The organism is Pseudomonas sp. 9_2_1 (genome assembly GCF_059295275.1).
Genome location: NZ_CM181239.1, coordinates 835,354 through 859,896, shown reverse-complemented (window position 1 = coordinate 859,896; position 24,543 = coordinate 835,354). Strand labels below are relative to the sequence as shown.

At 64.7% G+C, this 24,543-nt stretch carries 19 protein-coding genes; 11 read left to right on the top strand and 8 right to left on the bottom strand.

Annotated features, from left to right (window positions below; translation table 11 throughout):
- The first annotated feature begins 115 nt into the window (after nt 1–115).
- The 7 genes from AC5O5I_RS03890 to AC5O5I_RS03860 all read left to right on the top strand — a co-directional run bounded on the left by AC5O5I_RS03890 (nt 116) and on the right by AC5O5I_RS03860 (nt 10,097).
- Nucleotides 116–1,279 carry an efflux RND transporter periplasmic adaptor subunit gene (locus AC5O5I_RS03890; RefSeq protein ID WP_172225968.1) on the top strand — a complete coding sequence of 388 codons (1,164 nt, stop codon included), beginning with the start codon at nt 116–118 and terminating at the stop codon, nt 1,277–1,279.
- Complete coding sequence (locus AC5O5I_RS03885; RefSeq protein WP_494512099.1) at nt 1,276–4,368, top strand: multidrug efflux RND transporter permease subunit; 3,093 nt, start codon at nt 1,276–1,278, stop codon at nt 4,366–4,368. Before AC5O5I_RS03890 ends, AC5O5I_RS03885 begins: the two co-directional genes overlap by 4 nt.
- A gap of 9 nt (nt 4,369–4,377) precedes the next feature.
- Nucleotides 4,378–5,052, top strand: coding sequence for a heavy metal response regulator transcription factor (locus tag AC5O5I_RS03880; RefSeq protein ID WP_172226362.1), 675 nt, complete (start codon nt 4,378–4,380; stop codon nt 5,050–5,052).
- Entirely contained in the window at nt 5,027–6,409 is a 1,383-nt protein-coding gene (locus tag AC5O5I_RS03875; RefSeq protein WP_172226365.1) for a heavy metal sensor histidine kinase, read from the top strand. The genes AC5O5I_RS03880 and AC5O5I_RS03875 overlap by 26 nt, the downstream gene beginning before the upstream one ends.
- A 182-nt stretch (nt 6,410–6,591) precedes the next feature.
- Nucleotides 6,592–6,816, top strand: coding sequence for a hypothetical protein (locus tag AC5O5I_RS03870; protein WP_172226368.1), 225 nt, complete (start codon nt 6,592–6,594; stop codon nt 6,814–6,816).
- Nucleotides 6,817–7,020: 204 nt separating this feature from the next.
- On the top strand, nt 7,021–8,355 hold the full coding sequence (locus tag AC5O5I_RS03865) for an OprD family porin (protein WP_172288332.1): 1,335 nt from the start codon (nt 7,021–7,023) through the stop codon (nt 8,353–8,355).
- Nucleotides 8,356–8,606: 251 nt separating this feature from the next.
- On the top strand, nt 8,607–10,097 hold the full coding sequence (locus tag AC5O5I_RS03860) for a sensor domain-containing diguanylate cyclase (protein ID WP_172226374.1): 1,491 nt from the start codon (nt 8,607–8,609) through the stop codon (nt 10,095–10,097).
- On the opposite strand, the gene AC5O5I_RS03855 is transcribed toward AC5O5I_RS03860, so the two are convergent.
- On the bottom strand, nt 10,094–10,570 hold the full coding sequence (locus AC5O5I_RS03855) for a ferritin-like domain-containing protein (protein ID WP_172226377.1): 477 nt from the start codon (nt 10,568–10,570) through the stop codon (nt 10,094–10,096). The two genes, AC5O5I_RS03860 and AC5O5I_RS03855, sit on opposite strands and share 4 nt — an antisense overlap.
- Before the next feature lie 199 nt (nt 10,571–10,769).
- On the opposite strand from AC5O5I_RS03855, the gene AC5O5I_RS03850 reads away from it, so the two are divergent.
- Nucleotides 10,770–10,994: a DUF3820 family protein gene (locus AC5O5I_RS03850; protein ID WP_172226380.1), complete on the top strand. Its 225-nt coding sequence runs from the start codon at nt 10,770–10,772 to the stop codon at nt 10,992–10,994.
- Between the two features lie 84 nt (nt 10,995–11,078).
- Here AC5O5I_RS03850 and AC5O5I_RS03845 read toward each other — a convergent pair whose 3' ends face one another.
- From AC5O5I_RS03845 to ptsP, 3 genes are read right to left on the bottom strand one after another with little or no spacing between them, the layout of a single operon-like run.
- Nucleotides 11,079–12,815 carry a PTS fructose-like transporter subunit IIB gene (locus AC5O5I_RS03845; RefSeq protein ID WP_494512098.1) on the bottom strand — a complete coding sequence of 579 codons (1,737 nt, stop codon included), beginning with the start codon at nt 12,813–12,815 and terminating at the stop codon, nt 11,079–11,081.
- A complete protein-coding gene (pfkB, locus tag AC5O5I_RS03840; protein ID WP_494512097.1) occupies nt 12,812–13,759 on the bottom strand; it encodes a 1-phosphofructokinase in 948 nt (315 codons plus the stop codon). Before pfkB ends, AC5O5I_RS03845 begins: the two co-directional genes overlap by 4 nt.
- Complete coding sequence (gene ptsP, locus AC5O5I_RS03835) at nt 13,760–16,612, bottom strand: phosphoenolpyruvate--protein phosphotransferase (RefSeq protein WP_494512096.1); 2,853 nt, start codon at nt 16,610–16,612, stop codon at nt 13,760–13,762.
- A 284-nt stretch (nt 16,613–16,896) separates the two neighbouring features.
- On the opposite strand from ptsP, the gene cra reads away from it, so the two are divergent.
- Nucleotides 16,897–17,892: a catabolite repressor/activator gene (gene cra, locus AC5O5I_RS03830; RefSeq protein ID WP_172286651.1), complete on the top strand. Its 996-nt coding sequence runs from the start codon at nt 16,897–16,899 to the stop codon at nt 17,890–17,892.
- Nucleotides 17,893–17,894: 2 nt separating this feature from the next.
- A complete protein-coding gene (locus AC5O5I_RS03825; protein WP_172286650.1) occupies nt 17,895–18,671 on the top strand; it encodes a TatD family hydrolase in 777 nt (258 codons plus the stop codon).
- Between the two features lie 10 nt (nt 18,672–18,681).
- On the opposite strand, the gene ampE is transcribed toward AC5O5I_RS03825, so the two are convergent.
- The 3 genes from ampE to AC5O5I_RS03810 form a co-directional block, all read right to left on the bottom strand.
- Nucleotides 18,682–19,512 carry a regulatory signaling modulator protein AmpE gene (gene ampE, locus AC5O5I_RS03820; protein WP_172286649.1) on the bottom strand — a complete coding sequence of 277 codons (831 nt, stop codon included), beginning with the start codon at nt 19,510–19,512 and terminating at the stop codon, nt 18,682–18,684.
- Nucleotides 19,509–20,081, bottom strand: coding sequence for a 1,6-anhydro-N-acetylmuramyl-L-alanine amidase AmpD (gene ampD, locus AC5O5I_RS03815; RefSeq protein WP_494512095.1), 573 nt, complete (start codon nt 20,079–20,081; stop codon nt 19,509–19,511). The genes ampE and ampD overlap by 4 nt, the downstream gene beginning before the upstream one ends.
- 88 nt (nt 20,082–20,169) lie before the next feature.
- On the bottom strand, nt 20,170–22,332 hold the full coding sequence (locus tag AC5O5I_RS03810; protein ID WP_494512094.1) for a DUF1631 domain-containing protein: 2,163 nt from the start codon (nt 22,330–22,332) through the stop codon (nt 20,170–20,172).
- A 241-nt stretch (nt 22,333–22,573) separates the two neighbouring features.
- Here AC5O5I_RS03810 and nadC point away from each other — a divergent pair, with 241 nt between their 5' ends.
- Complete coding sequence (gene nadC, locus AC5O5I_RS03805; protein ID WP_494512093.1) at nt 22,574–23,422, top strand: carboxylating nicotinate-nucleotide diphosphorylase; 849 nt, start codon at nt 22,574–22,576, stop codon at nt 23,420–23,422.
- Between the two features lie 87 nt (nt 23,423–23,509).
- Here the strand turns inward: nadC and trxB are convergent, their stop codons facing one another.
- Nucleotides 23,510–24,472, bottom strand: a complete 963-nt coding sequence (gene trxB / locus AC5O5I_RS03800) for a thioredoxin-disulfide reductase (protein ID WP_172286645.1) — start codon at nt 24,470–24,472, stop codon at nt 23,510–23,512.
- Nucleotides 24,473–24,543 lie beyond the last annotated feature (71 nt).

Genomic DNA, 24,543 nt, shown 5'->3' with positions numbered 1-24,543 from the left:
CCGCGAAACTGACACGGCTGTCAGCCAGCGGTCACGCTGCCGACCGGGTTCGGGGGCTATAAGATGAAGTACAGACAACCGTCCCTCTTCCCCTCTGGCCAAGGTCCCCGCACCGATGCGACGTTCGTCCCGCTCTGCTTTCCTGGCCGCCCTGGCGCTGCTCGTCCTGGTGCTAGCAGGCATCTGGTTCAGCCAGCGCCAACCGGCATCCACTGCCCGGGCGCCGACGGCCATCCCCGTGCGCGTGGTCAGTGTCGTCCAGCAGGACGTGCCGCGCTACGCCAGCGCGATCGGCTCGGTGCTGTCGCTGCACAGCGTCGAGGTGCGCCCGCAGGTTGAAGGGATATTGACCCAGGTACTGGTCAAGGAAGGCCAATGGGTAAAGGAAGGCGACCTGCTGGCCACCCTCGACGACCGCTCCATCCGCGCCAGCCTCGACCAGGCGCGTGCGCAGCTGGGCCAGAGCCAGGCACAGATCCAGGTGGCCGGGGTGGACCTCAAGCGCTACCGCCTGCTCAGCAGCGACGATGGCGTGTCGAAACAGACACTCGATCAGCAACAGGCGCTGGTCAACCAGTTGCAGGCCACGGTCAAGGGCAACCAGGCCGCCATCGCCAATGCCGAGGTGCAGTTGTCGTACACGCAAATACGTTCTCCGGTCACTGGCCGGGTAGGTATTCGCAACGTCGACCCGGGCAACCTGGTGCGTACCAGCGACACCCAGGGCCTGTTCAGCGTCACCCAGATCGACCCGATCGCCGTCGAGTTCGCCCTGCCGCAGCAGATGCTGCCGACCCTGCAGGGCCTGCTGAAGGCGCCCACCCCGGCGCTGGTGCAAGCCTATATGGACGCCGATGGTGAACGCAGCTTGCTGGGCGAGGGCCATCTGGCGCTGATCGATAACCAGATTTCCGCCAACACAGGCACCGTGCGGGTCAAGGCCGAGTTCGACAACAAGGACGGCCGCCTGTGGCCGGGCCAGCTGGTCACCATTCGCCTGCGCACAGCCGTGGAAGAAAACGCCCTGGTGGTACCACCACCGGTGGTGCAACGCGGCGTCGACGGGCACTTTGTCTACCGCCTGGACGGCGACAAGGTCACCAGCGTGCCGGTCAAGGTGCTGTACCAGGACAGCGGGCTGAACATCATCGCCGGGGTCAAGGCGGGCGAGCGCCTGGTGCTCGATGGGCAGTCGCGGCTCAAGCCTGGCTCTCATGTCGAGGTGGCCCCCGATGCCCCTGTACCGTCGGAAATGGCCGACCGCCGGAGCCAGCCATGAACACGCGCAACGGTGTCTCGGCCTGGTGCATCGACCACCCCATTGCCACCCTGCTGCTGACCTTCGCCCTGGTACTGCTGGGCGCCATCGCCTTCCCGCGGCTGCCGGTGGCACCGCTGCCCGAAGCGGACTTCCCGACCATCCAGGTAACCGCCCAGTTGCCTGGGGCCAGCCCGGAAACCATGGCCTCCTCAGTGGCCACCCCGCTGGAAGTGCAGTTCAGTGCCATCCCCGGCATGACCCAGATGACCAGCAGCAGCGCGCTGGGCTCGACCACCCTGATCCTGCAGTTCACCCTGGACAAGAACATCGACACCGCCGCCCAGGAAGTGCAGGCGGCGATCAACACAGCCACCGCACGCCTGCCGCAAGACCTGCCCAACCCGCCGACCTGGCGCAAGGTCAACCCGGCCGACAGCCCGGTGCTGGTAATGACCGTCAGCTCCAACCAGATGCCCGGCAACGACCTCAGCGACTATGCCGAAACCCTGCTGGCCCGCCAGCTGAGCCAGATCGAAGGGGTTGGCCTGATCAACATCACCGGGCAACTGCGCCCGGCGATCCGGGTACAGGCCCAGCCGGAAAAACTCGCCGCCATCGGCCTGACCCTGGCCGACCTGCGCCAGGCCATCCAGCAGACCAGCCTGAATCTGGCCAAGGGCGCACTGTACGGCGAGCACAGCGTGTCGACCATCGCCGCCAACGACCAGCTGTTTCACCCCGAGGACTACGCGCAGCTGATCGTTTCCTACCGCGACGGCGCCCCGGTGCACCTCAAGGACGTGGCCAAGGTCATCAACGGCGCCGAAAACGCCTACGTCAAGGCCTGGTCCGGCGACCAGCCCGGGCTCAACCTGGTGATCTTCCGCCAGCCCGGCGCCAATATCGTCGATACCGTGGACCGGGTGCTGGCCGCCCTGCCCAAGCTGCAGGAGATGCTGCCGGCCTCGGTCGAGGTGTCGGTGCTGCAGGACCGCACGCAAACCATCCGCGCCTCGCTGCATGAAGTGGAACTGACCCTGATGATCGCCGTGGCCCTGGTGATCGGCGTGATGGCGCTGTTCCTGCGCCAGTGGTCGGCGACCATGGTCGTGTCCAGCGTGCTTGGTGTGTCGCTGATCGCCAGCTGCGCGCTGATGTACATCCTCGGTTTCAGCCTGAACAACCTGACCCTGGTGGCCATCGTCATTTCAGTGGGCTTCGTGGTCGACGATGCCATCGTGGTGGTGGAAAACATCCACCGCCACCTGGAGGCCGGTGAAGACAGCCGCACGGCGGCGCTCAAGGGCGCGGGCGAAATCGGTTTTACCGTGGTGTCGATCAGTTTCTCGCTGATTGCGGCGTTCATTCCGTTGCTGTTCATGGGCGGCGTGGTCGGCCGTCTGTTCAAGGAATTCGCCCTCACCGCCACCGCCACCATCCTGATTTCGGTAGTGGTCTCGCTGACCCTGGCGCCGACCCTGTGCGCGCTGTTCATGCGCCGCCCGCCCGGCGGGCACCAGGGTGGTTTTGGCGAACGCCTGGTGCGGTGGTACGAAAAGGGCCTGGACCGCGCCCTCGCCCACCAGCGCCTGACCCTGGGCGTGTTCGGCGTGACCCTGGCCCTGGCGGTGGCCGGTTACGTGGCCATCCCCAAAGGCTTCTTCCCGCTGCAGGACACCGGCTTCATCCTCGGCACCAGCGAAGCGGCGGCGGACGTGTCGTACCCGGCGATGATCGAGAAGCACCAGGCGCTGGCCAAAATCATCGAGGCCGACCCGGCCGTGCGCGCGTTTTCCCACTCGGTAGGCGTCACCGGCAGCAACCAGACCATCGCCAACGGCCGCTTCTGGATCGCCCTGAAGCCGCGCGGCGAGCGCGATGTGTCCGCCAGCGAGCTGATCGACCGGCTGCGCCCCAAGCTGGCCCAGGTGCCGGGTATCGTCCTGTACATGCGGGCTGGCCAGGACATCAACCTCAGCTCTGGCCCGTCCCGCACCCAGTACCAGTACGTGCTCAAGAGCAACGACGGCGTAGCGTTGAACCTGTGGACCCAGCGCCTGACCGAACGCCTGCGGGAAAACCCGGCATTGCGTGACCTGTCCAACGACCTGCAACTGGGCGCCAGCGTCACCCGCATCGACATCGACCGCCAGGCTGCCGCACGCTTCGGCCTGACCACCACCGACGTCGACCAGGCACTGTACGACGCCTTCGGCCAACGGCAGATCAGCGAATTCCAGACCGAGACCAACCAGTACAAGGTGATCCTCGAACTGGATGCGCGCCAGCGCGGCAAGGCCGAGAGCCTCAACTTCTTCTACCTGCGCTCGCCGCTGACCAACGAAATGGTGCCGCTTTCAGCCGTGGCGCATGTGGCGCCGCCCACTACCGGGCCACTGTCGATCAGCCACGACGGCCTGTTCCCGGCCGCCAACCTGTCGTTCAACCTGGCCCCCGGCGTGGCCCTGGGCGATGCGGTGAGCATCCTCGAACGCACCCAGCGCGAGCTGGGCATGCCCGACTCCATCAGCGGTAATTTCCAGGGCGCGGCCCAGGCCTTCCAGAGCTCGCTGTCGAGCCAGCCATGGCTGATCCTGGCAGCGCTGGTGGCGGTGTACATCATTCTCGGCGTGCTGTACGAAAGCTTCGTTCACCCGCTGACGATCATCTCCACCCTGCCCTCGGCGGGCCTCGGGGCGCTGATACTGCTGTGGGCGATGGGCCAGGACTTCAGCATCATGGGGCTGATCGGCGTGGTGCTGCTGATCGGTATCGTCAAGAAAAACGGCATCCTGCTGATCGACTTTGCCCTCGAAGCCCAGCGCCATCGCGGCCTGACACCCGAGCAGGCAATCCACCAGGCCTGCCTCACGCGCTTCCGGCCGATCATCATGACCACCCTGGCCGCCTTGCTTGGCGCAGTCCCGCTGATGTTCGGCTTTGGCACCGGGGCCGAGCTGCGCCAGCCGCTGGGTATCGCGGTGGTCGGCGGCCTGCTGGTGAGCCAGGCGCTGACGCTGTTCACCACCCCGGTCATATACTTGACCCTCGAGCGCCTGTTCCACCGCCGCCAGGCTGCCCGGGCGGCAGCGCCAAGTGCCAGTTAGGACAAGACCATGCGTGTGCTGATCATCGAAGACGAAGAAAAAACCGCCGACTACCTGCATCGCGGCCTGAGCGAACAGGGTTTTACCGTCGACCTGGCCCGCGACGGCATCGATGGCCTGCACCTGGCCCTGGAACGCGATTACGCGGTGATCGTGCTGGACGTGATGCTGCCCGGCCTGGACGGCTATGGGGTGCTGCGCGCGTTGCGTGCGCGCAAGCAGACACCGGTGATCATGCTGACCGCCCGCGAACGGGTCGAAGACCGCATCCACGGCCTGCGCGAAGGCGCTGACGACTACCTGGGCAAGCCTTTCTCGTTCCTCGAACTGGTTGCCCGCCTGCAGGCCCTGACCCGGCGCAGCAGCAGCCACGAGCCGCTGCAGGTGCAAGTGGCCGACCTGTGGATCGACCTGATGGCGCGCAAGGCAACACGTGCCGGCCAGCGCCTGGAGCTGACCGCCAAGGAGTTTTCGCTGCTCAGCGTGCTGGCCCGCAGGCAAGGCGAGATCCTGTCGAAGACGGCGATTGCCGAGCTGGTCTGGGACATCAACTTCGACAGTGATGCCAACGTCGTCGAGGTGGCGATCAAGCGCCTGCGCGCCAAGCTCGACGGCCCCTTCGACAACAAGCTGCTGCACACCATCCGAGGCATGGGCTATGTCCTGGAAAACCGTGCCGGGTAACTCCATCGCGCTGCGCCTGTCGGCGTTGTTCATTCTGGTGGCGCTGAGCGTGTTCCTGCTGATCGGCTCGGCGCTGTATCGCCAGGTCGACCGCAGCCTCGACCTGCTGCCGCAGGCCGAACTGGATGCGCGCTTCAGCGTGCTCGAATCCACCCTCAACCGCTTCGGCACGCCCGAGCACTGGGCCAAGATCAACAACAAGCTCAACCTGCTCAGCGAAGAGGACAAGCGCATTCGCTTCTGGGTGGTCAGCAGCAACCCGGCCTACGAGTACGGTCAGCCCAGCGAGCTGATACGCGCTTTTGCCGAAGGTGCACAAGGCATGCGCGACCTGCGCCTGCCTGACCGCCCCTACCCTTACAAGGTGCTGGTCAGCGAACTGCCGGCGCTGGACCAGCGCCCGCCACTGCGCTTTCTGATCGGCATCGACACCGAAACTTTCTGGCAGGCCCAGCACAGCCTGCTGGTGGCGATTGTAGGGCTGGCGGTGCTCGGCGTGTTGCTGGCTTCGCTGCTGGGCTACTGGGTAGCGCGGATCGGCCTGCGCCCGCTGCTGGCGTTGTCCAACGAGGCCCAGGCCCTGGCCCCGCCGCGCCTGGACGGGCGCCTGCAGACCCAGGCCCTGGCCCCGGAACTGGCGCAGTTCGCCGGCGCTTTCAATGCGGCGCTCGACCGGGTCAGCCAGGCCTATTCACGGCTGGAGGCGTTCAACGCCGACGTCGCCCATGAACTGCGCTCGCCGCTGACCAACCTGATCGGCCAGACCCAGGTGGCGCTGACCCGCGGGCGCAGCGCCGAGCACTACTTCGAGGTGCTGCAATCGAACCTTGAGGAGCTGGAGCGCCTGCGCAGCATCATCAACGATATGTTGTTCCTGGCCAGCGCCGACCAGGGCAGCAAGGCCACTGCCCTGACCCAGGCTTCACTGGCCGAGGAAGTGGCCACCACCCTCGACTACCTGGACTACATCCTCGAAGACGCACAGGTCAGCGTGAGCGTGACCGGCGACGCACAGGTGCCCATCGAGAAAGCCCAGTTGCGCCGGGCGTTGATCAACCTGCTGAACAACGCCGTGCAGCACACGGCGCCGCACCAGCAGATCCAGGTGCGGATTGACGCCGAGCCCGGGCAGGTCAGCATTGCCGTGAGCAACCCCGGGCCGGCGATCGACGATGCGCACCTGCCGTTGCTGTTTGAACGCTTCTACCGCGTGGATGCGGCGCGCAGCAACAGTGGCGGGGGCAACCATGGGTTGGGGTTGGCGATCGTCAAGGCGATTGCCTTGATGCATGGCGGGGAGGTGTTTGTGCGCAGTGGGGCCGGGTTCAATACCTTCGGCATCCAACTGCCAGTCTGACGCGGTCCCTGTAGGACCGTGTCTAGCGCAGTGGTTTGCGGCGAAAGTGCTATTGCTTTTTGAGGGATCGTTACCTTTTGCGCAACAGTGCTTATCGCACTTCGCTCTGTTTCAAGTGCACTGAAAGGACTAACTTTACCCCTGTCCTCATTAGCACTTGCCCCGCAAGAAGGTAGTTTCAAATGTCCAACAGTATGGGTATTGCCAGCGTCTTCGTCCTGTCTTCCCTGTTGTTGTCGCCCTTGGCCATGGCCGAAGAATCCCCCGCTTTCGTCAACCGTAATGCAGAGCTCGCCGCCGTCCATCAAGAGGCCCGCGACGCTGTAGCCGCACAACAGGCTGACGCCGTGAAAGACGCAAACCAGACAGCCTCCAAAGTTTCTGTCGATGCCAACAGCGACAGCTGATCAAGCGCTGTTATTGCTCCCGTTTTCCCTTGGCTACGCCATGGGCACCACCGGTGCCGATATGTTAGCCTTTTAAAGCCGCTGCCAATCAGCGGCTTTTTTTATGTGCTTAAACTCTCAGCCCCGCTGTAACGTCCTTCTATAAAAAGACGCACATTCAAAAATAAAAACTGCCCCACCGTCAGACCAAAGGAGCTAGTACCGGTGTCTTCCGCGTTTCGCTTTACCCCGCTTTTCATTGCGTTGACTGCAACGATCCCCTTCGCCGCCCAGGCAGATGAAGACAAGGCTGATGGCTTCATCGAAGGTTCGTCCTTCAACCTGCATTTCCGTAACGCCTACTTCAACCGCGACAACCACAATGCCGGCGTGCGCGACACCCGCGAGTGGGGCCAGGGCGCCGTTGCACGCTTCGAGTCGGGCTACACCCCGGGTGTGATCGGCTTTGGCCTGGACGCCCATGCCATGCTGGGCCTGAAACTGGACGGCGGTGGCGGCCATGCCGGCACCAGCATCCTGCCCCAGCACATCAAGGACGACGGCGAGCTGGGTGCTGCCCCGCACTCGTTCTCCACCGCCGGTGCCGCGATCAAGCTGAAGGCCTTTGACACCGAGCTCAAAGCCGGTGACCTGTTCCTTACCAACCCGGTGATCGCCGGCGGCGAAACCCGCATGCTGCCGCAGACCTTCCGCGGTGTGAGCCTGACCAACACCAGCGTTGACGGCCTGCTGCTCGAAGGCGGCCAGGTCAGCTTCACTCACCCGTACAACCAAAGCGGTCACCGCCGTATCGATACCTACTACGGGTCGCTGGACGAGCACGACAAGAGCAAGCACCTGAACTGGGCCGGCGCGTCGTGGAGCGGTACCCCGAACATCACCGCCAACCTGTACGCGGCCGAGCTGAAGGACATCTGGAACCAGTACTACGCGGACTTCGACTACACCTACGTGGTCAACGACCTGGTCAGCCTGAACCCGGGCGTGCACTTCTACCACACCCAGGACACCGGCCAAGCCCTGCTGGGCAAGATCGACAACAACACCTACAGCCTGCACTTCACCGTCAATGCCGGGTACCACAGCGTCACCGCCGCCTACCAGCGGGTCAACGGCAACACGCCGTTCGACTACATCAACCTGGGCGACAGCGTGTACCTGGACAACTCGCGCATGTATTCGGACTTCAACGCCCCGAACGAGCGTTCGTGGAAGCTGCAGTACGGTTATGACTTCGCCGGCGCAGGCATCCCGGGCCTGAGCACCACGCTGTCGTACTCGCGCGGCGAGGCGGACCTGAGCAAAGCCACCCAGGACACCAGCCACTACGACTACTACCGTGCCGACGGCAAGAATGCCACGCACTGGGAGCGCGACCTGGATGTGAAATACGTGTTCCAGGAGGGGGACCTCAAAGACCTGGCGGTGCAGGTGCGCTACGCCACCCACCGTGGCAGCCAGGGCTATGCGTCGATCGACAGCAACAGCGACAACGACGAACTGCGGGTGATCGTCGACTATCCGCTGAACGTGTTCTGATCTCACCCTGCAAGCTTCACCTGTAACCCTGTGGGAGCGGCGGTGCGGCGATCCGATTCACCCGCGAAGAAGGCTCCGCGGTGCCGGGCACCGGCTTCGCCGGTGTTCGCGGGTTAACCCGCTCCCACAGGGGCACTGAAATGAATCGAACTTGCAGCACAGCGTGATTCCGTCGGACAAATCTTGTCCAACAATCCCCGCTTCCCTAGAATGTCGCCGCCGCGAATGGCCCTGCCCACGCAGTAGCGAGCATGCCCACCCAACCCCCGCGTTTTGCAGTCTACAGGTCGCACCCCGCGCTGATCCTAAACCTGGGCAGTTGCCTTGCCGTGCTCGCAATCGTGGCCATCGTCAGCTACCTGCTGGCGCGCGAACGTGACAGTGTCGAACTGTCTGCCCTGCGTTCGTCCAACAACATCGTCCAGCTGATCGAAAGCGACATCCTGCGCAACGTCGAACTTTACGACCAGTCCCTGCAAGGCCTGATCTGGGCGGTCGGGCGAAAGGAACTGGCGCAGGTACCCGGCCCGCTGCGGCAGCGCCTGCTGTTCAACGAGGCGTTCGTCGACCGCAAGCGCGGTGACGTGCTGTGGCTGGACAAGCAAGGCAATGTGGTGGGCGATTCCACCAGCAGCGTGCCGCGCCAGGCCAACTTCGGCGATACCGGGGTGTTTCTGGCGCACCAGCGCAATGCCAACCTCGGCCTGCTGGTAGGCCCACCATTCAAGGCCAGGCTTGGCGACCTGGACTGGTGCATCAGCTTCAGCCGGCGTATTTCCGGGCCGCATGGCGAATTCGCCGGTCTGGCTGCAGGTGCCCTGCGCCTGTCGTATTTCAGTGAGCTGTTCCAGCGCCTGGACATCGGTGATGACAGCAGCATCAACCTGATCAACACCGACGGGCAACTGCTCGCCCGCCAGCCCAGCCGCGCGCGGGACCCGCTGATCGGCAGCAACTATGCCGGGCGACCAAACTTCAAGCGCATACTGAGTGAACAGCGCGGCAGCTTCACTGCGCGCTCCGGCAGTGACCACCGCCTGCGCATGTACACCTTCGCCCGGGTCCCACAATTACCGCTGATCGTGCTGGTGGTGCATTCGGCCGACGAGGTGTTCCAGTCGTGGCGCCGCACAGCGATTCTGGTCAGCGTTGCCACTGGTGTGCTGTGCGTGGGTATTCTCTGGCTGACACTGCTGCTGGGTCGCGAGCTGAGCCGTCGCCACGAGGCCGAGCAAGGGTTGGCGACCTTGGCGGCCACCGACAGCCTGACCGGCCTGGCCAACCGCCGGCGCCTGGACCAGGTGCTGAGACAGGAGTGGGCACGCGCCCAGCGCAACCGCAAACCACTGGCGGTGCTGATGGTGGATGTGGATCACTTCAAGGCATTCAACCAGCGTCACGGCCACGCTGGGGGCGACCATGCCCTGCGCGAAGTGGCCAAGGCCATCGAGGCGTGCATTCGTCGCCCCGCTGACTTGGCAGCGCGTTATGGTGGGGAGGAATTTCAGGTCGTGCTGCCGGAAACGGAGTTGGCCGGCGCACTGCTGCTGGCAGAACGGATACGGGCCAGCGTCGAAGCGCTCGCACCCTTTGCCGAAGATACCGACGCGATAACAGTAAGCATCGGCATCGGCTTGTCCGGCACCCGGCACGACCTGACGAGTGTGCTGGGTGCTGCGGACGAAGCCCTCTACCGGGCCAAGGCCAAAGGCCGCAACCGGGTAGAGGGGCCTGCCGTTTAGGAACGGGCGCGGGCAGCGTTACGCAGCGCCTTGACCTGGTCATGGTTGCGCTGCACGCCCTGCAGCTGGTTTTCCACCAGCATGTAGGACTGGTCGCTGGCGGTGCGGCCCAGCTTCACCAGCTTCTCGCGGGCTTCCTTGTAGGCCTTGAGGGCATGGTCCTCGCCGCGTTCAACCTCGTTCAGCACCGCTTCTTCATCTTTGCCGGTGAGCATCGATTTAAGGTTGACCCAACCACGGTGCATGTCGCCGCTGATGCTGGTGGAGGTTTCAGGGTCGCCACCCAGGCGGCGCACCTCGCTTTGCAGTTCGCCGGCAGCGTTGGCGCACTCGCCGGCACGCTGGACGAAGAACGCTTTCAGTTCCGGGTTCTTCACATCATCGGCCGAGGCTTTGAAACCCTTTTCGCCGTCCTTGCTGTACTCGATCAGGTCGTTGAGTACGTCGATTACGTCTTTGTTGGGGTTGCTCATGGTGAAACTCCTTGGCAGGTGATAGTCATCTGTAAGGGAGCAGTGTTCGTGCCAAGCTTTTGAATTTATAAATATCCTTTAGAATCAGATAGTTAAGAACAGGAAGAAGATGCCGTCGGATGGCGTTCTGCATGATTGCCGCTTGGGACCTCGTGCAGATTGCAGTATGGTCGGCGCTTTTCCCCAGCCAGGTGCGCCGATGAAACCGGAAATGCTCGAACTGCTTGTGACCCGGACCATGCCCTTCGGCAAGTACCAGGGGCGCATCATTGCCGACCTGCCGGGGGATTATCTGGCGTGGTTCGCGCGCAGGGGCTTCCCGGCGGGGGAACTGGGGGGGTTGCTGGCGTTGATGCATGAGGTGGATCACAACGGGCTGGGGGATCTGCTGGGGCCGTTGCGGCAGAAGCATCGGCGCGCTTAGGGATCGCATCAGGGCTTGCAGGTGCTGGCCGCAAGATTTGCAGCGCCTGTCAGCCTTGATGCCGGCGATAGGCCCAACCAGCCCCTACCCCTTGACCGGCGCCACAGCCAGTTCCACCTGCTCGCTCTTCTTGATCAGCGCATACACCACCGCCGTCAGCAAGCTGCCCGCCACGATCGCCAGCAGGTACAGCAATGCATGGTTGATCGCATTCGGAATCAGCAGCACAAACAGGCCACCATGCGGCGCCATCAGCTTGCAACCGAAGTACATCGACAACGCCCCGGTCAACGCCCCACCGGCAACACTGGCCGGGATTACCCGCAACGGGTCCTTGGCGGCGAACGGAATTGCGCCTTCGGAGATGAAGCACAGCCCCAGCGCCAACGCCGCCTTGCCCGCCTCGCGCTCGCTCTGGGCGAACTTGCGCCGGGCCAGGAAGGTGGCGATGCCCAGGCCGATCGGGGGCACCATGCCGGCAGCCATGGTGGCTGCCATCGGTGCGTAGCTAGACGATGCCAGCAAGCCTACCGAGAAGGCATACGCTGCCTTGTTGATCGGCCCGCCCAGGTCGACGCACATCATGCCGCCCAGCAACAGACCCAGCAAAATGGCATTGGTGGTGCCCATGCTGTCGAGGAAAAGCGTGAGCCCTGCGAGCATGGCCGCCACCGGCTGGCCGACCACGTAGATCATCACCAGGCCGGTGAACAAGCTGGCCAGCAGGGGAATGATCAGGATCGGCTTGAGTGCCTCCAGGCTGCTGGGCAGGCGCGCCCAGCGGGCGATGGCCTTGGCACTGTAACCGGCAAGAAAGCCGGCCACGATGCCGCCGATGAAACCCGCGCCCAAGGTGCTTGCCAGTAGCCCGCCAATCATGCCGGGGGCCAGCCCCGGGCGGTCGGCGATGGACCAGGCGATGTACCCCGCCAGCAGCGGCACCATCAGCTTGAATGCAGCCTCGCCACCGATTTGCATCAGCGCGGCCGGCAAGGTGCCGGGCTCTTTGTAGGCCTCGATGCCGAACACGAAGGACAGGGCAATCAGCAAGCCACCGGCCACTACCATCGGCAGCATGAACGACACGCCGGTGAGCAGGTGCTTGTACACACCGGTTTTCTCACCTTTCGCTGCCGGGCTGGCCGCTGCAGCGTCAGCGCTGCTTTCCACCTTGGCCTCGGCCAGCGCCTTGTCCAGCGTGGCACGGGCCTGCTTGAGGGCGATGCCGGTGCCACAGCGGTAGATGCGCTTGCCGGCAAAACGCGCGGCAGGGACTTCGATATCGGCGGCCAGCAGCACCACATCCGCCTCGGCGATCGCGTCGGCAGACAAGGGGTTACGCGCACCGACCGAGCCCTGGGTCTCGACAGTCAGCTGATAGCCCAGTTGTTGTGCAGCTTGCTCCAAGGCCTCTGCGGCCATGAAGGTGTGTGCAACACCGGTCGGGCAAGCGGTGACCGCGACAATGCGCGCGCCAGCGCCGGCAACTTCGGCCTGGCGTGCCTCTGCGGCCAGCAGTTGAGCGTTGGCTGCCGCTTCATCCAGGAAACCTTCGCGGTCAGCCAGCGCCCGCGAGGGCGTGCTCTGGTACACGCGTTTGCCGACGAAACGGCCCAGGTCCACCGGGCCGGTGCTGACCACTAGCACCCAGTCGGCCTCGGCGATCTGCGCCGCGCTCAGCTGCCGCTCCGGGTGGCCGGCGTCCTGCACTTCGACGCTGGTGCTCCAGCCACGCCGCTGGGCGGCAGCGGCCAGCAAACGAGCGCTCAGCACACTCGACACCTGGCCGTTGGGGCAGGCGGTGACAATGGCAATGTTCATCGGCAACCCTCTTGTTGTTCTGTCAGTTGCACGCCAGCTTCAAGCCGCGCCAGTTGCTCGCGGTCACGGATGCCGAAGCCGACCTGGGTAACGGCCTGGGCGGCGATCGCGGTGGCGCGGGTCAAGGTCTGCGCCGGCGCTTCACCCAGCAGCAGGCCATGGACCATGCCGGCCACCAGCGAATCCCCTGCGCCGACCGTGCTGGCGACACGTACCTTGGGTGGTTTGGCATGCAGGGCAAGGTCGCGGGCGAACCAGCTGACGCCCTGCTCGCCGGCAGACACCACCACATGTTCAACGCCGCTGGCCAACAGGCGCAGCGCCGCGGCACGCTGCTGTGCAGGGTTATCCACAGCCAGGCCAAGCACCTCGCCCAGCTCCTCGGTATTGGGCTTGACCAGCCAGGGCGCGCCTTGCAGTCCGGCACGCAGGGCTTCGCCGCTACTGTCCAGGGCCACCTTCAGGCCTTGGGCCTGCAACTGGTCGAGCAACTGGCGGAACCAGTCGGCACCCACTCCACGCGGCAGGCTGCCTGCGACAACCACGGCATCGTGCCCAGGGGCGACCTGTTCGAGCAGGCGCAGCAAGGCGCTGCGAGCAGCCTCGTCGACCTCCGGGCCCTGGCCGTTGATGTCGGTGACGCGCCCGTCAGCCTCGACCAGCTTGATATTGCTGCGGGTTTCGCCGGGCACGCGGACGAAGCAATCGGCAAAGCCGCGCCCGTCGATCAGTGCCTCGAACGGTTGCAGGTTGTCCTGCCCGAGGAAACCGCCAACGGTAACGCTGTGCCCCAGGTCGGCCAGTACCTGGGCAACGTTCAGCCCCTTGCCGGCGGCGTCAGTCTGCTGCGCCTGGCTGCGGTTGACCTGCCCCGCGCGCAAGGTATCCAGGCCGATGGTGATGTCCAGCGCCGGGTTCAGGGTGAGGGTGAGGATCTTGGCCATTCAGTAACGCTCCACCAGCGCGCGAACCGCTGCGGCGCTGTCCTGTTGCAGGGCCTCACGCGCCAGGGCGCGGGCCGTCTGGTGATCGGCCTGGCGGACCAGGGCCTTGACTTCGGCAATGCTGCGCGCGCTGACGCTGAGCTCATCTACATCGAGGCCGAGCAGCACGGCGACGGCCTGCGGGTCGGCCGCCAGCTCACCGCACACACCCACCCACTTGCCGTGCGCATGCGCAGCACGCACGGTCATGTCGATCAGGCTGAGCACTGCCGGGTGCAGGCCGTCGGCCTGGGCCGACAGGCTAGGGTGGCCACGGTCGATGGCCAGGGTGTACTGGGTAAGGTCGTTGGTGCCGATGCTGAAGAAGTCCACCTCGCGTGCCAGTTGCGGCGCCAGCAGCGCTGCCGAAGGGACCTCGACCATGATGCCCAGTTGCAAGTCCGCTACCGGGATCTCTGTCCGCAGACGCTCGACCATGGCCCGCGCCTCACGCCACTCATGCACCTGGCCAACCATCGGGAACATGATGCGCAGCGGGCGCTGGTCGGCAGCCCGCAGCAAGGCGCGCAACTGCGCTTCCATCACCTGCGGGCGTTGCAGGGTCAGGCGCACCCCACGCACACCGAGAAACGGATTTTCCTCGGCCGCAATCGGCCAGTACGGCAGCGGTTTGTCGCCACCGACATCCAGGGTGCGTACCACCAGCGGCCGGCCATCAAGGCCATCGAGCACGCGACGGTACTCGGCCTCCTGGGTTGCCACATCCGGGAGTTGTGGGTGGGCCATGAAAATCAGTTCGGTGCGCAGCAGGCCGACGCCTTCGGCGCCCTGCTCCACCACCTTGGCAATGCCGCTGCTGTCGCCGATGTTGGCGAACACTTCGACGGCGTGGCCATCACGGGTAACGGCGGGTTCGAAGCGGTCAGCCCAGGCGGCCTGCAGGCGTTGCTCGCGCAAATCCCGCTCGGCCAGGGCACGCTGCAGCTCATCTGCCGGCGGCGCCACGCTGACCGCGCCGCGCTGGCCATCGAGCAGCAGCGGCGTGCCACTGTGCAACAGCAGTATCGAAGCACCCGCGCCGACCACTGCCGGAATGCCCAGGGCACGGGCAACGATGGCGCTGTGGGCGGTGGCGCCACCTTGAGCGGTGACGATACCGGCAACCCGCGCCGGGTCCAGCCGGGCGACATCGGACGGGCCGACCTCGGTCATCACCAGCACATAGGGTTGTTCAGGTTCGACCTGGGGCTGCACACCGCACAACTGCGCCAGCACGCGCCGGCCGATGTCGCGCAGGTCGGCGGCGCGCTCGGCCAGCAAGGCATCGTGCAACGCCTCCTGCTGGCGGGCGGCCGCCTCGATCACGGCCATCCACGCCGCTGCGGCGCTTTCGCCCTGGCCAAGGCGCTGTTCGACATCGTCGGTCAACGCCGGGTCGGCGAGCATTTCCTGATGGGTGACGAATATCTCGCCAATGGCCTTGTCGCTGCGCTGGATCAATGCCTGCAATTCACTGGACACGTTCGCCAGGGCTTCGCGCAGTTTCTGCCGCTCCTGGGCACACGACTCGCCACGCAAGGGGTAGTCGAACTCACGCTCGACACATACATGCGCCGGGCCGCTGGCAATGCCAGGGGCAGCGCCAACGCCCTGGATACGGCTGCCAGCCTGGGGGGCCTGCAGCACTTCAGCGGCGGTTTCGGCGACGGCAGCGGTGCCTGCTGGTAGCGGCTCCACCTCTTCGCCCAGGCCCTGTTCGATGGCAGCCTGCAGCACCGGCAAGGCATCGGCGGCAATGCCTGGCTCGGCCACCAGTTCCAGCACCTGACCGCGACGGGCACCGAGGCTGAGCAGCTTGCTCAGGCTCTTCACCGACACCGCCGGCTGAGTGCTGTCGGCCAGGCGCACACGGATTTCCCCTTCGAAGCCTTTGGCCAGCTGCGCCAGCACTTTGGCCGGGCGCGCATGCAGGCCATGCGGGTTGGCCAGCACGATACGCGCGCTGGGCCAGTCGGCCGGCGCTTCGCCGCCCAGCACTTGCAGCACCGCGCGGCTGCTGGTGGCCTGGTACAGCATCTGCCCGCGGCCCTCTATCAGCACCTCGCACAGGCGCTCAAGCAGGGCCTGGTGGGCAGCGCCAAGGCTGGCCAGGCAGAACAGGCCGTTGAGTGGCTGGTCGCGGTAGCGCAGCGGTTGCTGCGGGGTAATGAAGGCCAGGCCCGGCTGGCGCACCTGGCGCTCGCTGTGCAGCCACCACAGGCCCTCGCCCAGCGGCAGCGGCTCGGCCTGTTGCAGCACGGCGGCAAAGCCGCTGTCGACACAATCGGCGCGCTGCAACAGCCGGGCACCGCGCCAGGCCAGCTCGTCGAAGTCCTCGGCCGGCAGGTTCAGGCCGACCAGTTGTGCATCCAGCGCCAGTTCCTGCGGCGCACCCTGCAGCAGTTTCAGCAACGCTTCGGCGGAACTCGCCCGGCGCAAGGCTTCGGCCAGGTCGGTCTCGCCCAGCGCACGGGTCAGCAGTTGCAGCAGGCGCAGGTGTTCGTCGGAGCGGGCTGCGATACCGATGGCCAGGTAGACCGTATGGCCATCGCCCCAGTCCACGCCCTCGGGAAACTGCAGCAGGCGCACGCCGGTGGCATGCACCAGGTCACGGGTCTGCGGCGTGCCATGGGGAATGGCAATGCCCTGCCCAAGGAAGGTCGAGCCTTGCGCCTCGCGGTCCTGCAACCCCTGCAGGTAGCCCTCGGCGACCAGGCCGTCAGCGACCAGCCGCCCGGCCAGCAGGCGTAATGCCTCGGCTTTGTCGGCGGCCGTCTGGCCCATGGCTATCTGCTCCTTGACGAGCTCGAGCATGACCTTCTCCTTTTGCAGTTCCCGGTCGGGTACTGGAGTATTGTTGTGAAATTCACGTAAACGGCCAGTTCAACAGCCTTGCACGAGTGCAAGCCGAGGCAGAAAGTTCGGCAGCTGAAACGTTTAATCTGACCAGACGGCCACGTTACTCGATAATCTGCCGATGAAAAAGCCCCATCCTGTCGGACAATTGCGACAATGGTCGTCTGCGCGTGCTGCCTGTAGCGGGTCAAACTACCCGGTCAGGCCTCACAGCCAGCCCCGGTAATAACAAGGAAAATTCGGTGAAACTCAGCGATATCGCCCGTCTGGCCGGTGTGTCCGTGACCACTGCCAGCTACGTCATCAATGGCAAGGCCGAACAGCAGCGCATCAGCAGCAGCACTGTCGAGCGGGTACGCGCGGTGGTCGAGGCCCATGGCTTCACGCCCAACCCGCAGGCCGCCGGTCTGCGCAGCCGGCATACCCGTACCCTGGGCTTCATTCTCCCGGATCTGGAGAACCCCAGCTACGCCCGCATTGCCAAGCAGCTGGAGCAAGGCGCCCGCGCCCGCGGCTACCAGCTGCTGATCGCCAGCAGCGATGACCAGCCCGACAGCGAACGCCAGTTGCAGCAGCTGTTCCGTGCCCGCCGTTGCGATGCGCTGTTCGTTGCCAGTTGCCTGCCGCCAGAAGATGACAGCTACCGCGAGCTGCAGGACAAAGGCCTGCCGGTGATTGCCATCGACCGCCGCCTGGACCCCGCTCACTTCTGCTCGGTGATCAGCGACGACCGCGACGCCAGCCGCCAACTGGCCGCCAGCCTGCTGAGCGCGGCCCCACGCAGCATCGCCCTGATCGGCGCACGCCCCGAGCTGTCGGTCAGTCAGGCGCGCGCCGGTGGCTTCGACGAAGCCCTGCATGGCTATGCCGGTGAAGTGCGCCGCTATCAGGGCGAAGCGTTCAGCCGTGAGTGCGGCCAGCGCCTGATGCAGCAACTGATCGATGAGCTCGGCGGCCTGCCCGATGCACTGGTAACCACCTCGTATGTGCTGCTGCAAGGAGTGTTCGACACCCTGCAGGCACGCCCTGCCGATTCGCGGCAGCTGCAGCTTGGCACCTTCGGCGACAATCAGTTGCTCGATTTCCTGCCGCTGCCGGTCAATGCCATGGCCCAGCAGCATGGCCTGATTGCCGCCACCGCGCTGGAGCTGGCGCTAGCCGCGATCGAAGAAAAGCGCTACGAGCCTGGCGTGCATGCCGTCGGTCGCACATTCAAGCAACGCATCACTGCGGCCTGAACATGCGCCTGATCGACACCCACACCCACCTGGACTTCCCCGACTTCGACGCCGACCGCCCGCAGTTGCTGGCCAACGCGGCGGCGCGCGGGGTGGAGCGGATGGTGGTGCTGGGGGTGTACCAGGCCAACTTCCAAAGGGTATGGGACCTGGCTTGCGCCGATCAACGGCTGTTCGCGGCGCTCGGCCTGCACCCGGTCTACCTTGACCAGCACCGCCCGGAGCATCTGGCGCAGCTGCGCGAGTGGCTGGAACGCCTGCGGGGTAACCCACGGCTGTGTGCGGTGGGCGAGTTCGGCCTGGACTACTACCTCGAAGACCTGGACAAGACCCGCCAGCAGGCACTGTTCGAAGCGCAACTGCAAATGGCTTGCGACCTTGATTTGCCCGCCCTGTTGCACGTGCGCCGCAGCCATGCGCAGGTGATCGCCACGCTCAAGCGCTACAAGCCGGCGCGCGCGGGGGTGATTCATGCCTTTGCCGGCAGTTATGAAGAGGCCCGCGAGTACATCAAGCTGGGCTTCCGGCTCGGCCTGGGCGGTGCCGGCACCTGGCCCCAGGCGTTGCGGCTGCGCAAGACACTGGCGCGGCTGCCGCTGGACAGCGTTGTGCTGGAGACAGATGCGCCAGACATGGCGCCGGTGATGTACCCCGGGGTGCGCAACAGCCCGGAGCATTTGCCGGAGATTGCCGAGGCGCTGTCGCAGGTGATGGGGGTGGAAGTCGCGGAGCTGGCCGAAGCCAGCAGCCGCAATGCTTGCGAGGTATTTGGCTGGTAGCGGCCTCGGTTCAGACCAGCACCGTCCACAGCGCAAACCCTGCATACCACAACACCGCACAGCGCAGCAGCAGTTCCCACAGGCTGTCCAACCGCCCGAGCCCGCGCTGGCTGTCTTCTTCCTCGGGAATGTCATCGGCGATACGCCCCACCCGGGCCACCAGGTGCGCAGCACTGATGTGCCAGTTGAGCACCTCGTGCAACATTACCCGGGTGACCGCCAGGAAGTTGCCCACCAGCGCGAAGCTCAGGGCCAGTACGCGCACCGGCAACCAGTCCATGATGTGCCGCAGCTGCCCGGCACGTTTCTGCAGCGCCGGCTGCCTGCTGTGTTCACCGCAAAGCGCCAGCAGGCGATAAGCCAGCGCAGCACCGGGCCCCAGCAAGAAGTACCAGAAAATCACCGCGAAAAAGCCCTGATACACCTGCCACAACAGGTTGCCCTGCACACGCACCAGCAGGCTGTGCGGTTCATCGGCGGACAGGCCCAGGTCGCGCTCGGCCACATGCAACGCCGCCTGGTCATCGCCCCGCCGCCAGGCATCACGGAACGGCCCCAGCGAAGCCTTGGCATCGCCACGGCCCAGGCTGTAGATCAGCACCAGCAGGTGCACTGGCAAGGCCAGCAAGCCATACGCCACCGGCTCCAGCACATGCAGCAGCAACACCAGCAGCGCAACCGGGGCCAGCACCAGAATGGCCAGCGTCCACCAGGGGTGCACCTTGCCGCTACGCTCCAGGCGCACCAGCTCGCCAAGGAAAAACCCGTCACGCTGGACCTGATGGCGCAAGGCCGAGAACTTCTCGACCCACAGCGCCAGCAACAACACCAGAAAACTCATGCCTTGTCCTCGTTGTGCTGCAGCGCTTTGCGGTAGCGCGACCAGTCGAAGGCCTGGCCGGGATCGGTCTTGCGCTGCGGGGCGATGTCGCTGTGACCCTGGATGCGAGACAGGTCGATGGCCGGCCAGGCGCCCCGGATGTGCTGGGTAAGCTGCTCCAGCGCCGCGTACTGGGCATCGGTATAGGGCAGATCGTCGGTGCCTTCCAGCTCGATGCCGATGGAGAAATCGTTGCAGCCTTCGCGCCCGTCGAAGCACGACACACCCGCGTGCCAGGCGCGGTCAAGCAACGACACGAATTGGGTCACAGCACCATCACGCTCGACGAACAGGTGCGCGGACACGGTCAGGTGGTTGATGCTGGCGAAATAGGGGTGTTCGTTGGGGTCCAGGCGGTTCTGGAAGAACTGCTGCACCTTGCCGGTACCGAAACAGGCTGGCGGCAGGCTGATGTTGTGGATCACCAGCAGGGAAATCGCTTCGCCTTCGGGGCGGGCATTGAAGTTCGGCGAAGGGCAGTGGGTGATTCCGATTCCGTGGAACCAGCCAGTGGCACGGTCCAATTGCATGGGGCAGATCCTGAAAACGCCATGAACAGAGCAACAGTATGCCCTGCGCTCAACGCCGTTTGCATGTGAATGATTGTAATGTTGCCAGCTACTGCACCTGCCGACGCCGCAAACCGTCGAGCACTGCCTCCAGCGCTCGCTCGAACAGCAGCCCGTCATCGAGCACGCGCAAATCGCCGCGCTGAAGGGCCTGGGCCAAGCTGGCGGCGCTCCATTCGTGCACTTTCATGCCGGTGCGGTTGGCGAACACCAGCCTGTCGCTGCTGTCGATGCGCGCCACCAGCTTGCAACGCTGCGGCTCGGCCTCGTCAAGCACCTCGAACCAGGTACCGATACGCAGCCGCTGTACCTGCTGCAGCGCCGCAGCCTGCGCGTCGGCAACCTGCAACGGAGCACAGGCTGGCTCCTCGGCTATCGCCAGCACGATATCTTCGGCCACCAGCACGTCGCTCAAGCGCTGGCGCTGGCCGCCAGGCGGTAGCTCGCTGCTTGTTGCGCAGGCACGCAGGTGCAATTGCTCCAGTTGCAAGAAGAACTCGCGGGTTGCCAGGGAATCCAGGGCCACGCTGGACAATCCATCACGCAATGCCTTGAGCAGGCTCGGCACTTGCTGCAGCAGGGCTTGAGGATCCTGTGGAGGGGTAACGCTGACCAGCAGCGTGTCCATGGTCTGCAATGCCTCGCGCCAGGCCCTGGAGGCCTCGCCTTGCTTCAACCACGCCAACAGCAATACCTGGCTCCAGGTTTGCACCAGCATCTGTACTACCACCTGCGGCAACAGCCGGCCCCGCAGACGCTGATTGAGTACTTGCTGCACCTGCTGCCTGGCCTGCAATGCGCGGGCACGCCCCAGTTCTGCGTCGCGGGTGCGTTGTTCAAGCAGCTCGTTGCGCCGCCGCTCGTCCTGATTGAAGGCGACGAAGTCGTCGAGCAACTCGGCAAACAGGCTGGCATCTTCAGCAAAATCGTTGAGCAGACGCTGGACGATACGCTCAACCTTCAGGTGCAGGCTGTCGCGCAGGCCTTTGCTACCGCACTCCCAACCCATCGCCGCGGTTGCGATCTCGTTGAGCAGCCGGCGTGCCGGATGACTGGCCCGGCTGAACAGCCCCTTGTCCAGCAAGGCCACCTTGAGCAGCGGAATATGCAGGCGTGCAAGCAGCGGGCGCAGGCTGGCGGGCAAGTTGTCATCGCGCTCGATAAAGGCGAACAGCCGACCGACGAGGTTGAGCATGTCTTCGTCGGCCGAGGCGATCCGCCGGTGCGTGCCGCTGCGCACGCTGACCCGCAACAGCAGTTGCTCAAGCTGCTGGCCAAGGTCGAAATCATCAGCCTGATGGGTAGCGGGCACATAGCGCTGCAGATGCGAAAGCAGGCGCAGCAGGTCGGCGGTGCTGACTGGCTGAACGCTGTTCGCGCTGTGCAAGCGCGGCGCGAACTGACCGCGCACCGGCGCCAGAAGCGTTTGCAAGGCGTTGAAACAGGCCTGGCCTGTGGCGTCTGCGTCTGGCGCTTGGCCCTTTGTTACAGGCCCACGGCGCGCGCGCATGCGCCGGTCTTCGGCACGCCGCCGCGGCGGCAGTGGCAACTCGGCAAGCACGCCGGCCGCACGCAACAATTGGTTGGCCTGGTTGTAGATGATGTCGGCATCACGCAGCACATAGCGCTCGAACAGCTTGAGCAGCACCAGCTTGACCCGCAGGCCTACCCCCAGGTTGCGACCGGCGTCGAGAAAATAGTCGCACAACGCGGCAGGCCCCAGCGGGTTATGTTGCTCGTACAACGGGCGGTCGAGCAGCACCTGCAAGCGCAAAACCAGTTGCTGCAGGGCAATGCCATCGCGTGACAGCACCCGCCCTACCATGCCTTCGACGGCAACGGCCCGCTCTACCTGGGCCTTGCTGCGCGGCTTGCCGGCATCGGCCAGGTGCGCCAGCAGGTCAACTTGGCCGATGCGGGCGAAGGTATCGTAGAAGATGTCGAGAAAACCACGCTCGATGCTTTTACGCTTCAGGCGCAGGTCGCGCATGGCCTCGAAATAAAGGTTCTGGTCACAGCGATCCAGGGCCTTGTCGGCCATTTCGAAGAGGGTGTCGTCAGCGTTGTCGAACAAGTCCTGCAAGCCTTGGCGCAACTGCAGGGCGGCCTTGTCGCGCACTTGCAGAAGCAACACCGGAAGGCAAGGCAGAGGCATACGCCCCCCTCGGTCGATGGCTGCCGCCAAGGGCACCACCTTGCCTTCTTTCTGCATCCCGGACTCCTTGCTGGGTGACTGGCCACACGGGCCAGAGGTCGTCAAACCCATGACGCCAAATACTGGTCACCATTATCGGTAAAATTTCGCACAGCTGCCAGCATCGTTTCACTGGCTGATCAAGGACCTTGATTCGCCGTGGATGCTCACGATGCCCGACCAAAGGTCGTGACTAATGCGGCTGTACACCTAGGTCCCCTGCCCTATAATCGCGGGCATCTAGCTTTTGGAGCCGACCATGCCGAACCTACGCCTCGCCGACCTGACCGCTGAAATCGAAGCCAATGTGCGCCGCGCACTGTTGGAGGACATCGGCAGTGGCGATATAACCGCGCAGTTGATCCCGGCCGAGCGCCTGGCAAAGGCCACCATCATCACCCGCGAAGACTGTGTGATCGCCGGCACGGCCTGGGTCGATGCGGTATTCCGCCAGCTCGACCCGCGCGTGGCAGTGCACTGGCAGGTGGCTGACGGCGAACGCGCCAAGGCCAACCAGCCACTGTTCCACCTCGAAGGGCCGGCCCGTTCGCTGCTGAGCGGTGAGCGCAGTGCGCTGAACTTCTTGCAGCTGCTGTCTGGGGTGGCCACCCGTGCGCGGTTCCTGGCGGAGCTGGTGGAGGGCACCCAGGTGCGCCTGCTGGATACCCGTAAAACCCTGCCGGGCCTGCGGCTGGCGCAAAAGTACGCAGTTACCTGTGGCGGTTGCGACAACCACCGCATCGGCCTGTACGACGCCTTCCTGATCAAGGAAAACCATATCGCCGCCAGCGGCGGTGTGCCTCAAGCCGTGGCGGCGGCCCACCGCATTGCGCCGGGCAAGCCGGTGGAAATCGAGGTGGAAAGCCTGGACGAACTGCGCCAGGCACTGGACGCAGGCGCCGACATCATCATGCTTGACGAACTGAACCTGGATGAAATGCGCGAAGCAGTGGGCATTACTGCTGGCAAAGCCAAGCTCGAGGCCAGTGGCGGGGTCAACGAGACAACCCTGCGGGAGATTGCCGAGACCGGCGTGGACTACATCTCGATTGGTGCGATGACCAAGGATGTGAAGGCGGTAGACCTGTCGATGCGGTTGAGCCTGTGAGCTGATTGCAAACAACAAAAAACCGGCCATCGAGCCGGTTTTTTGTTGTTTGCAAAGGGCCGCAAAGCGACCCCCGCCCCACTTGAATCAGAACGAAGCGTTGGCCAGCCCGTCCAGGTAACGCTCGACGTCCAGCGCCGCCATGCAGCCAGCACCGGCCGAGGTAATGGCCTGGCGGTAAACGTGGTCCGCCACGTCCCCAGCGGCAAACACGCCTTCGACATTGGTGGCGGTGGCATTGCCTTCACGGCCGCCGGCAACCACCAGGTAGCCGTCCTTCAGGGTCAGCTGGCCTTCGAACAGCGAGGTGTTCGGGGTGTGGCCAATGGCGATGAATACGCCGTCGACCTTGATTTCGTCGCTGCTGCCGTCGTTGTTCTTCAGGCGCGCACCGGTCACGCCCATGTTGTCACCCAGCACTTCGTCCAGGGTGGCATTGAGCTTGAGCTCGATCTTGCCTTCGGCGACACGGGCGTTCAGCTTGTCGACCAGGATCTTCTCGGCGCGGAAAGTCTCGCGACGGTGCACCAGGGTCACCTTGCTGGCGATGTTGGCCAGGTACAGCGCCTCTTCCACCGCAGTGTTGCCGCCGCCCACTACCGCCACCGGCTTGTTGCGGTAGAAGAAGCCGTCACAGGTGGCACAGGCCGAAACACCCTTGCCCATGAACGCCTCTTCCGAAGGCAGGCCAAGGTAGCGGGCGCTGGCGCCAGTGGCGATGATCAGCGCGTCGCAGGTGTACGTGCCGCTGTCACCTTGCAGGGTGAACGGCTTGTTGGCCAGGTCGACGGCGTTGATGTGGTCGAAGACGATTTCGGTTTCAAAGCGCTCGGCGTGCTCTTGCATACGCTGCATCAGGGCCGGGCCAGTCAGGCCGTGTGGGTCGCCCGGCCAGTTGTCGACTTCGGTTGTGGTGGTCAGCTGGCCACCCGCCTGCATGCCGGTGATCAGCAGCGGCTTGAGGTTGGCACGGGCGGCATACACCGCAGCGCTGTAACCGGCAGGGCCGGAACCCAGAATGATGACGCGCGAATGACGTACTTCAGACATGTCGAACTCCTGTCGAGCGGGCCGCAGGGCCGGCATCGGTGTACCGGCTGCGCCAGCTGGAAAATTAAAAG

Coding starts and splice junctions, on each gene's coding strand:
- ampE (WP_172286649.1), bottom strand. CDS start 19,512: ATGAGTTTTCTGGTGTTGTTGCTGGCGCTGTGGGTCGAGAAGTTCTCG.
- AC5O5I_RS03880 (WP_172226362.1), top strand. CDS start 4,378: ATGCGTGTGCTGATCATCGAAGACGAAGAAAAAACCGCCGACTACCTG.
- AC5O5I_RS03845 (WP_494512098.1), bottom strand. CDS start 12,815: ATGAACATTGCCATTGTCACCGCCTGCCCCAACGGCCAGGTGTCGAGT.
- nadC (WP_494512093.1), top strand. CDS start 22,574: ATGCCGAACCTACGCCTCGCCGACCTGACCGCTGAAATCGAAGCCAAT.
- AC5O5I_RS03860 (WP_172226374.1), top strand. CDS start 8,607: ATGCCCACCCAACCCCCGCGTTTTGCAGTCTACAGGTCGCACCCCGCG.
- ampD (WP_494512095.1), bottom strand. CDS start 20,081: ATGCAATTGGACCGTGCCACTGGCTGGTTCCACGGAATCGGAATCACC.
- AC5O5I_RS03855 (WP_172226377.1), bottom strand. CDS start 10,570: ATGAGCAACCCCAACAAAGACGTAATCGACGTACTCAACGACCTGATC.
- AC5O5I_RS03850 (WP_172226380.1), top strand. CDS start 10,770: ATGAAACCGGAAATGCTCGAACTGCTTGTGACCCGGACCATGCCCTTC.
- AC5O5I_RS03825 (WP_172286650.1), top strand. CDS start 17,895: ATGCGCCTGATCGACACCCACACCCACCTGGACTTCCCCGACTTCGAC.
- AC5O5I_RS03870 (WP_172226368.1), top strand. CDS start 6,592: ATGTCCAACAGTATGGGTATTGCCAGCGTCTTCGTCCTGTCTTCCCTG.
- AC5O5I_RS03890 (WP_172225968.1), top strand. CDS start 116: ATGCGACGTTCGTCCCGCTCTGCTTTCCTGGCCGCCCTGGCGCTGCTC.
- AC5O5I_RS03810 (WP_494512094.1), bottom strand. CDS start 22,332: ATGCAGAAAGAAGGCAAGGTGGTGCCCTTGGCGGCAGCCATCGACCGA.
- AC5O5I_RS03885 (WP_494512099.1), top strand. CDS start 1,276: ATGAACACGCGCAACGGTGTCTCGGCCTGGTGCATCGACCACCCCATT.
- trxB (WP_172286645.1), bottom strand. CDS start 24,472: ATGTCTGAAGTACGTCATTCGCGCGTCATCATTCTGGGTTCCGGCCCT.
- AC5O5I_RS03875 (WP_172226365.1), top strand. CDS start 5,027: ATGTCCTGGAAAACCGTGCCGGGTAACTCCATCGCGCTGCGCCTGTCG.
- pfkB (WP_494512097.1), bottom strand. CDS start 13,759: ATGGCCAAGATCCTCACCCTCACCCTGAACCCGGCGCTGGACATCACC.
- ptsP (WP_494512096.1), bottom strand. CDS start 16,612: ATGCTCGAGCTCGTCAAGGAGCAGATAGCCATGGGCCAGACGGCCGCC.